Source organism: Saccharothrix sp. S26 (assembly GCF_021390395.1).
Classification (GTDB): Bacteria; Actinomycetota; Actinomycetes; order Mycobacteriales; family Pseudonocardiaceae; genus Actinosynnema.
This window is the reverse complement of record NZ_JAJUWT010000027.1, coordinates 162,043-169,477: the sequence shown is the minus strand read 5'-3', so window position 1 is coordinate 169,477 and position 7,435 is coordinate 162,043. Positions and strand designations below refer to the sequence as shown.

Genomic DNA, 7,435 nt, shown 5'->3' with positions numbered 1-7,435 from the left:
CCGGCAGCGTGCCCTGTGGCGCCCGGATCTCGGCCGGGAAGTTCGGCTGGGTCGCGAGGTCGTTGCCGAACGCGGCGGCCTCCGAGGTGAACCGGTCACCCGTGAGTTGCATGCCGTCACCGGAGTCGCCGGCGAAGCGGATCACCACGCGGTCGAGCTTGCGGACCGTGCCGTTCCTCCCGCCCGCGTCCACCCCGTCCCGCCCGGGCTCGGTCTGCTCAGGCGAGCCACCTGGCGCGGAGCCGTTACCAACGTCGGTAGTCATGTCCTACGCCGATCCCTTTCCTCACAACCGCCTGAGGGCTGCTGCCCCCGTGCCCCTCCGCGAGGGTAGTCGTGCCCGGCTGGGTGCCGGTTTCCCCCGTACCACTGTGCGGGACGGTTCGTCCCACCAGGTGCGCGGGGCGTCAACCGGAGGTCGATTCCGTCGTACCAGCCGGTAACTGTTACTCCAAGTTACAGATATTGTGGACGTAAGTCCAGGTCAGGGGCGTCCGCTGATCCTGGCCTTCGTGGCAGCCAGCCTGGCCTGGAACTCTGGAGTCGCGATCGAGGCGACCTGGGGCGCGAGTTCGACGTCCACTGCGTGGGCGTGCAGGTCCAGGTTCGCGGTGGTGCGCATCGACGCTTTGACCGTGCGGACCAGTTCGCGCGAAGCTTCGGCCGAAGGGCGCGCCAACCCGACCGCCGCGGCGACGAGCTCGTCGTGCCCGCCGTCGACCCGGGACCAGGCCAAACCGTGGGATACCGCCGCGTCCGCGCCCAAAACCTGGCCGAACAACGTCATGGCGGTCGCCGTCTGCGGCCCGACGAGCCGCTGGAGCATCCACGTCATCCCGCCGCCGGGGTGGATGCCCAGCTGGAGGAACCGCGCGTCGAACTTCGCGTGGGCGTTGACCAGGCGCACGTCGCAGGCCAGGGCCAGGTTGAGCCCCGCGCCGACCGCCGCGCCGCCGACCGCCGCGACCGTGGGCAGCGTGCAGCCGGCCACCGCGAGGAACCCGGCGTAGATGCGCCGCAGGCCCTCCTCGCGGGCTTCGCCCAGCGCGGTCAGGTCCGCGCCGGCGCAGAACGCCGGTGGCGTGCCCGTGACCACGACGGCGTGCACGTCGGGGTCGTCCTCGCAGGTCCGCACGGCCGCGACGAGCTGGTCGGAGAGGTCGAACGTGAGCGCGTTGCGGCGGTCGGGGTCGTGCACGGTGATGACCGCCACGCGGTCGGAGCGTTGCAGGAGCACTTCGGCCATGCGGGCGACTCTAAGGGGCCGGTGGGCGGTCCAAGAGTCGGGAGAGCACGACGGTCGAGACGGTGCGGTCGATGATCTCGACCGCGCGCAGCCGTTCCAGCGCGGTCTCCAGGTGGTGGATGTCGGCCGCGCGCAGGTGCACGATCGCGTCCGCCGCGCCGGAGACGGTGTAGGCGGCGCGCACCTCCGGCATCGTCTCCAGGCGCTGCTGGATGTCGTGCGGTGCCACGTTGCCGCGGCAGTGCACCTCGACGAACGCCTCCGTGCCCCAGCCCAGCTGCTCGGGGTCGACGACGGCCGTGAAGCCGCGCAGGACGCCCGTGTCCAGCAGCTTGTCGACCCGCCGCTTCACCGCGGGCGCGGACAGGCCGACCTCCTTGCCGATGTCGGCGTAGCTGGAGCGGGCGTTGGCCATCAGGCACGAAATGATTCGCTGGTCGATCGTGTCCACACGCAACATTCTGCCCTAGGAGACGCAATATCGCGGCGTTGTTCGATGGTCGAACGGCAATCTACATTTCGATCCATGACCTCGGTTTCCTTCGCGGGCCCCGGTGACGAGCCGATCGTGCTCGACGTCGCCACGCCCGCCGCGCAGGTGCGCGTGCCGACCACCCGTCGGTACCTCATGTGCCCGCCCGCGTACTTCACCGTGGAGTACTCGATCAACCCGTGGATGGACCCCACGCAGCCGATCAGCACGTCGCTGGCGATGGAGCAGTGGACGGCCCTGAAGGAGACCTACGAGCGACTCGGGCACGTGGTCGAGACCATCGACCCCCAGCCCGGCCTGCCGGACATGGTCTTCTCGGCCAACTCCGGCACCGTGATCGACGGCCAGGTCCTGGGCTCCCGCTTCCGCGCGCCGCAGCGCGCCGCCGAAGCCGACCACTTCCGCCGCTGGTTCCTGGCCAACGGCTACCGCGACGTCGTCATGCCGGAGCGGACCAACGAAGCCGAGGGCGACCTCGTCTGGACCGGCAGGTACCTGCTGGCCGGCACGGGCTTCCGCACCGACCCCCTGGCCCACTCCGAGGCGCAGGAGGTGCTGGGCGTCCCGGTCATCTCGCTCCAGTTGACCGACCCGCGCTACTACCACTTGGACGTGGCCCTGTTCGTGCTGGACGACGACCTGGTCGCCTACTACCCGGACGCCTTCTCACCGGGCAGCCAACGCGTCCTGCGCCGCCTGTTCCCGGACGCCGTCATCGCCACCGCCGAGGACGCCGCCTGCCTGGGCCTGAACGGCGTCTCCGACGGCCGTCACGTGGTCCTGCCGGTCGAGGCGACCGCCCTCGCCGACCAGGTGGCCCGCCGCGGCTTCGAGCCGGTCTTCGTGGACATCTCGGAACTGCGCAAGTCCGGCGGCGGCCCCAAGTGCTGCACCATGGAACTGCGGGGCTGATCACCCCTTCGACTTCGCGCTGGTCAGCTCGGCTCTAGCCCGTTGACCAGGCGAACATCACGCCCACGAACACCATCACCGCGGTCGATATGACCCCCGACGGCCGGTTCAGGTCGAGCCCGTCCCGCACGGCGGGACGGGCGGACAGCTCGTCGGGGCGTCGGCCTCGACCATGACCGCGTCCGGGTTGTCGCGCAGGATGCGCGTGCCGAGCGCGACGGCGACCGGCTCGTAGTCGACGTAGACGACCTTGGCGCCGGGGTGGCGTGCCTGCGCGACCTCGTGCGTGTTGCCCGCGGTGGGCAGGCCGGAGAGCAGGTCCAGCGAGCATCTCCATGCCGGGCGGGCGGTGGGGCGTTTACGGCGTGCGGCCGGTGAGGCCGACGATCCGCTCGATCAGCGGCGCGTCGGCCGCCACCGGCACCTCCGGCCCGTAGATGCCCATGTCACGCCCCATCTGCGAGGTCTGGAGCAGGTCGGCGTGGAGGAACTCCAGCAGGTCGGCGTCCCACGAGGGCGCCTGACCGGTCACCCGGGCCAGGTCCCACGTGTGCACGACGGTCTCGCCCAGCACCATCGCGCCGATCATCGGCGCGGGCATCTCCTGCGGGCCGCCGAGCGTCGTCGTGCCCTCCCACGCCGCGGGCTCCCGCCACGCGTCGGCGCGGTCGCGCAGCACGGCCGCCAGGTCCGCGGCCCAGTCGCCCTCGGTGAGGTCGACGTCCGACTCCGAGGCGGCGGGCGTCGGCACGGGCTCCTTGCGCGCCGCGCCGTTGAGCGACGGGCCCCAGAACAGCAGGTGGTTCACGAGCTTGCGGACGTCGAACTCGGCGCACGGCGTCGGCGCGTCCATCTGGTCGGGCTTGACGTTCCCGGCGACCTCCAGCGCGGTCGCCACGGCCTTGTCGATCAACTGTTCACGGGACATGCCGCCACCCTAGGGACGGCGGGTGCCGGGTGTATTGAACAAAGGCGACATACGCTCGCCACCGTGACCAGGGACCAGCGGGAACTGGCGTGGCGGCGGCACCAGCGCCACGAGTTCCACCCGCCGTCGCCCGACCTGGCCGCGCACGTGGCGCGGTACTGGGTGGTGGAGTGGACCTACGACCGGCCGTACCGGCAGCTCGTGGTGCCCTACCCGAACGTCCACCTGACGTTCGGCGACCGCGGTGCGGTGGTGTCCGGCGTGTCCAGCGGGCACGTGGTCAAGGAGCTCGACGGCACGGGCCGGGTGTTCGGCGTCGCCTTCCGCCCCGGTGCCTTCCGGCCGTTCCTGGGCGCGCCGGTCCAGTCCCTCACCGACCGCGCCGTGCCCGCCGCGACGATCTTCGACCACCTGCCCGCCCACGCCGACCTCGCCACCGTCGAGGACGCGCTGCGCCGTCACCTGCCCGAGCCCGACCCGAGGGCACGGCAGGCGGTCGAGGTCGTCGACCGGATCGCCGATGATCCCCTGATGACGAGGGTCGACGTGCTGGCCCGCGAGGTCGGCGGCAGCGTCCGGCAGCTCCAGCGCCTGTTCGCCGAGCACGTGGGCGTCGGCCCGAAGTGGGTGATCCGCCGCTACCGGCTGCGCGAGGTCACCGAGCGCATGGCGGCGGGCGGTGCGATCGACTGGGCCGAGCTGGCGGCCGACCTCGGCTACGCCGACCAACCGCACTTCGTGCGCGACTTCACCGCGATGGTCGGCGAGACGCCCACCAAGTACGCCGACCGCTACCGCGACACCGCGGCGACCGGGCGGCGGTGACCCGCTCACGTCACCCATAGGGCTGATCGCTCTAGCGAACGGACCCCGGTCGGTGCTCCGATCGACGGCACTCGCTGTCGACCAAGGTAGGGAGCGCGCCATGAACGACCTCGACGCCCAGCGTCCGTCGCCCCAACCGCAACAGGAGCAGGAGGAGCCCGTGGAACGGCAGAAGCCTGAGGTCCCCAAGCCGCTGACCGGCCTGGAGTGGCTGGTGCGCCAAGCCCAACGGCGTCGTGAGGAACGCCCGGCGGACCCGGCGCGTTAGCCCGCGGCCGCTAGTCCGACACCTCGCGCTGGAACGCCGCCCACAGCAGGTTCAACGGGTGGTCGGCCGGGAACTTCGCCCGCTCCTCCTTGCGGGCGAAGACCCCGACCAGTCGCTCGAGCTGCGGCTTGCGGTCGTTGGTCAGCTCGACCACCCGCAGGCCCGACCCCTCGCGCAGCTCGTTGTTCGCGGCCACGACGCCCAGCCCGGACGTGACGATCATGCAGCCCTCGACCAGCCCGGACCGCAGCAGCGACATCCCGTACTGGATCTCGTCGATCTCCGCCGCTATGTCCAGTTCATTGCGGTAATCCGGGCCGAACCAGCCGCGCAGGAATTCCGCGATCAACCCCTCGCCGGGCACCACCAGCGGCAGCTTCGGCAACTCCCCGGTGCCGATGCGCGCCCCCAGCTTGTGCTCCGGCAGGTTCGTCAGCAGCGCCAACCCGCCGCGCCGCCACTCGATCACGTCGAAGTCCTCGACGCCGCTGTTGCGGCCCGCGTGCGTGACCACGCTGCCGCACACGATGTCGACCTCCTTGGACTCCAGGCTCTTCCAGATGTCCTTGGTGCGGATGTGCACGACCTTCAGCTCCACGTCCCGCTGCCGGAAGTCGTCGGCCACGTGGTGCCACGCCTTGGCCAGCGAGTCCAGCATGAACCGAGTGGTGCCGACGGTGACCGTGGTGCCGAGCTTGCGGCGGCACTCGTGAATCGAATCCAGCCACTCCGACAACGTGGTGCGCGCCAATTCGACCAGCGCCTCGCCGGTGGGTGTGATCAGCACGTCTTTTCCCCGGCCCTGCTTGACGACCAGCGGCTCGCCGCACAGCGACTTGAAGTTGCGGTTGAGCGTGTCGATCTGCTTCTGCACGCTGGACTGCTCCCGGCCCAGCACCCGTGCCGCGCGCAGTGCCGACCGCGTCTCGTACACCGCGATCAACGTCCTGAGCTGGTCCAACGTGGTGTCCAGCAGCAGGGGCGAGGTGTGCAGGAGCCTGCTGAGCTGGTTGCCCGCGGGCAGGAGCAGCTGGGCCGAGGTCGACATGCAGGGCCTCTCGGGTCGGGGCGTGATGTTCTACCGATTAGTTGTACTGAACTTGACCGCAGTTCGTGCTGAAATTATCCGAAGATCTTGATGGATTTCCCTGGACAGGTATACGCGATCCGTAAGAGACTTCTGCCGCAACCAGGTGCTTGTTCACGTGGGGGCAATCAGGGGGGTATTGGGGGGTTGGGGGCCCGCCGGGTGGGAGCCCGGCGGGCCCCCACGTATTAACCTCACCGGCGTGACGGTTTCCACCTTGGACTGGGGCACGACGTACCGGGTCACCGTGCTCGACCTCGGCCTGGCCTGCTGCGGCGTCGAGGTGATGGCCGCGCTCGAGGGCCACCGGCCCGACCAGCTCGCCGCCCTGGGCGTCGACCCGGTGCACGCGGCGGGTGAGGCCCACGTGCTCGTCGTCTCCGGCACGGTCACCGACGCCATGCTGCCCGCGGTGATCGCGACCTACCAGGAGATGCCGGAACCGCGTTACGTCATCTCCGTGGGCGCGTGCAGCAACACCGGCGGCCCGTACTGGGACTCCTACAGCGTCACCAAGGGCATCGACCAGGCTCTGCCGGTGCACGTCGCCGTGCCGGGCTGCCCGCCACGACCCGAGGCGCTGCTCGACGGTCTCGCCGCGCTGCACCGGATGGTGTCGTGAGCGCCGCGGCCGAGGCGTCGGCCTCCCGGATCCCGCACGCCGACGTCAAGACGGCGTTCGGCCAGACGACCGCGCACGTGAGGCTGGACGCCTGGCTCGACGCCGCCCGCCACGCCCGCCACGAGCTGGGCTGCGCGCAGTTCGACTGGCTGGGCGTCGAGGACGCCGGCCGGCCGGGCGCGGTGGGGCAGCGGCACGCCGTGCTGCTGCACGTGCTCGACCCCGACACCAAGGACGGCGTGCTGCTGCGCACCGAGCTCGGGCCGGACGACGCGCTGCCGAGCGTGGCCGGGCTGTGGGCGGGCGCGGCGTGGCACGAGCGGGAGGCCGCGGAGATGTTCGGCATCGCCCTCGCCGACGGCGAACCGGCCCACCTGCTGCTCCCCGACAGCTTCAGCGGCCACCCGCTGCGCAAGGACTTCGTGCTCGCCTCCCGCGTCGTGCGGCCGTGGCCGGGCCGGCTCGAACCGGGCGAGGACGGCACGTCCGCGCCCAGCCGCAGGCGCACCGCGCCGCCCGGCGTGCCCGACCCCTCGTGGGGACCGCGCTATGAGGAGGACACCCGTGCCTGACCTGCCCCCGCGCACCCGCGGCGTCATCGCCCTGCTGGAGGCCAACTGCACGGTGTGCATGATCTGCGCCCGCGAGTGCCCCGACTGGTGCATCCACATCGACTCGCACACCGAGGTCGAGCAGCAGCCCGGCTCGGCCCGGCCGCGTGCGCGCAACGTGCTCGACCGGTTCGCCATCGACTACGGGCAGTGCCTGTACTGCGGCATCTGCGTGGAGGCGTGCCCGTTCGACGCCCTGCACTGGGCCCCCGACTTCTCCTACCCCGGCACGGGCGGCCCCGACGGCGAGGGCGCGGTGGCCGAGCTCGTGCAGGAACGCGACGTGCTGGCCACGTGGGTCGCGCACGTGCCGCCGCCACCGCCGCTGGACGCGGACGCCGAACCCGCGCCGGAGACCACGGCCACACGCCCGGCACGCCCCGGTACCGGAACCGCGCGCCGCCCGGGCGCGTTGAGGGAGAGGACTTAGCGACAGCCGGAGG

At 71.3% G+C, this 7,435-nt stretch carries 11 protein-coding genes and 1 pseudogene; 6 read left to right on the top strand and 6 right to left on the bottom strand.

Translation table 11 applies throughout. The annotated features are described in order from the left end of the window. The 3 genes and pseudogenes from LZG04_RS35870 to LZG04_RS35860 all read right to left on the bottom strand — a co-directional run. Nucleotides 1-265: pseudogene (locus tag LZG04_RS35870) on the bottom strand (2-oxoglutarate ferredoxin oxidoreductase subunit alpha); the annotation flags it as partial. Between the two features lie 219 nt (nucleotides 266-484). Continuing rightward, the gene (locus LZG04_RS35865; RefSeq protein WP_233825582.1) at nucleotides 485-1,246 is read right to left on the bottom strand and encodes an enoyl-CoA hydratase; all 762 of its coding nucleotides are present in this window, start codon (nucleotides 1,244-1,246) and stop codon (nucleotides 485-487) included. A 10-nt stretch (nucleotides 1,247-1,256) separates the two neighbouring features. After that, a complete protein-coding gene (locus LZG04_RS35860) occupies nucleotides 1,257-1,697 on the bottom strand; it encodes an Lrp/AsnC family transcriptional regulator (protein WP_233825580.1) in 441 nt (146 codons plus the stop codon). A 75-nt stretch (nucleotides 1,698-1,772) separates the two neighbouring features. On the opposite strand from LZG04_RS35860, the gene ddaH reads away from it, so the two are divergent. After that, the gene (gene ddaH / locus LZG04_RS35855; protein WP_374202959.1) at nucleotides 1,773-2,651 is read left to right on the top strand and encodes a dimethylargininase; all 879 of its coding nucleotides are present in this window, start codon (nucleotides 1,773-1,775) and stop codon (nucleotides 2,649-2,651) included. A 108-nt stretch (nucleotides 2,652-2,759) separates the two neighbouring features. On the opposite strand, the gene LZG04_RS35850 is transcribed toward ddaH, so the two are convergent. Both LZG04_RS35850 and LZG04_RS35845 read right to left on the bottom strand, forming a co-directional pair. Continuing rightward, nucleotides 2,760-2,969, bottom strand: coding sequence for an SAM-dependent methyltransferase (locus tag LZG04_RS35850; protein ID WP_374202961.1), 210 nt, complete (start codon nucleotides 2,967-2,969; stop codon nucleotides 2,760-2,762). 40 nt (nucleotides 2,970-3,009) lie between these two features. Continuing rightward, nucleotides 3,010-3,579 carry a TIGR03086 family metal-binding protein gene (locus LZG04_RS35845; protein ID WP_233825578.1) on the bottom strand — a complete coding sequence of 190 codons (570 nt, stop codon included), beginning with the start codon at nucleotides 3,577-3,579 and terminating at the stop codon, nucleotides 3,010-3,012. A gap of 63 nt (nucleotides 3,580-3,642) precedes the next feature. On the opposite strand from LZG04_RS35845, the gene LZG04_RS35840 reads away from it, so the two are divergent. Together LZG04_RS35840 and LZG04_RS35835 are read left to right on the top strand one after the other, a co-directional pair. Further along, entirely contained in the window at nucleotides 3,643-4,404 is a 762-nt protein-coding gene (locus tag LZG04_RS35840) for a helix-turn-helix domain-containing protein (protein WP_233825576.1), read from the top strand. A 100-nt stretch (nucleotides 4,405-4,504) separates the two neighbouring features. Beyond that, entirely contained in the window at nucleotides 4,505-4,672 is a 168-nt protein-coding gene (locus LZG04_RS35835; protein ID WP_233825574.1) for a hypothetical protein, read from the top strand. A 10-nt stretch (nucleotides 4,673-4,682) separates the two neighbouring features. Here LZG04_RS35835 and LZG04_RS35830 read toward each other — a convergent pair whose 3' ends face one another. Next, nucleotides 4,683-5,720: a LysR family transcriptional regulator gene (locus LZG04_RS35830; RefSeq protein ID WP_233825572.1), complete on the bottom strand. Its 1,038-nt coding sequence runs from the start codon at nucleotides 5,718-5,720 to the stop codon at nucleotides 4,683-4,685. Between the two features lie 241 nt (nucleotides 5,721-5,961). On the opposite strand from LZG04_RS35830, the gene LZG04_RS35825 reads away from it, so the two are divergent. Genes LZG04_RS35825 through LZG04_RS35815 form a run of 3 tightly spaced genes read left to right on the top strand, consistent with a single transcriptional unit; the run spans nucleotide 5,962 to nucleotide 7,422 of the window. Then, complete coding sequence (locus tag LZG04_RS35825; protein WP_233825570.1) at nucleotides 5,962-6,381, top strand: NADH-quinone oxidoreductase subunit B; 420 nt, start codon at nucleotides 5,962-5,964, stop codon at nucleotides 6,379-6,381. Beyond that, a complete protein-coding gene (locus LZG04_RS35820; RefSeq protein ID WP_233825568.1) occupies nucleotides 6,378-6,953 on the top strand; it encodes an NADH-quinone oxidoreductase subunit C in 576 nt (191 codons plus the stop codon). The genes LZG04_RS35825 and LZG04_RS35820 overlap by 4 nt, the downstream gene beginning before the upstream one ends. Beyond that, a complete protein-coding gene (locus LZG04_RS35815; protein ID WP_233825566.1) occupies nucleotides 6,946-7,422 on the top strand; it encodes a 4Fe-4S binding protein in 477 nt (158 codons plus the stop codon). Before LZG04_RS35820 ends, LZG04_RS35815 begins: the two co-directional genes overlap by 8 nt. Nucleotides 7,423-7,435: the final 13 nt, after the last annotated feature.